Below are 467 nucleotides of genomic sequence, written 5' to 3'. Positions count from 1 at the left end.
GTATTCATGGTGTTGCTGGCGGCATTCCAAGCCGTGCTGTCGCGCTACACGGGCCAGAGCGATGTGAGCGTGGGCTCACCCATCGCGGGACGAACCCACGCGGAGACGGAGGGCTTGATTGGCTTCTTCGTGAACACGCTGGTGCTGCGAGCGCGCCTGACGCGGGACATGACGTTCCGCGAGCTGCTGGCACAAGTGCGAGAGGTGACGCTCGGTGCCTACGCACATCAGGATGTGCCGTTCGAGAAGCTGGTCGAGGAACTCCAGCCCGAGCGCGATCTGAGTCGCAGCCCGCTGTTCCAGGTGTCGCTCACGCTTCAGAACACACCCGTGGCCCAGGTCCACTTGAGGCAGGGCCTGCGGCTCCAGGGCCGAGCGACGAGCGAGCACACCTCGAAGTTCGAAGTGTCGCTGCTGGTGGAGGAACTGCCGGAGCGAGTGGCAGTGGTGGCCAACTACAACAGCGA

The 467-nt window shown here is 64.2% G+C and carries 1 protein-coding gene; it reads left to right on the top strand.

The genetic code is table 11. The features are described 5' to 3' along the window. The coding region (locus tag JGU66_36280) for a hypothetical protein (protein MBJ6766234.1) at positions 1-467 on the top strand (467 nt) is incomplete at both ends.

The sequence above is a fragment of the Myxococcaceae bacterium JPH2 genome (genome assembly GCA_016458225.1).
Classification (GTDB): domain Bacteria; phylum Myxococcota; class Myxococcia; order Myxococcales; family Myxococcaceae; genus Citreicoccus.
This window is presented reverse-complemented; position numbering and strand designations above follow the sequence as displayed.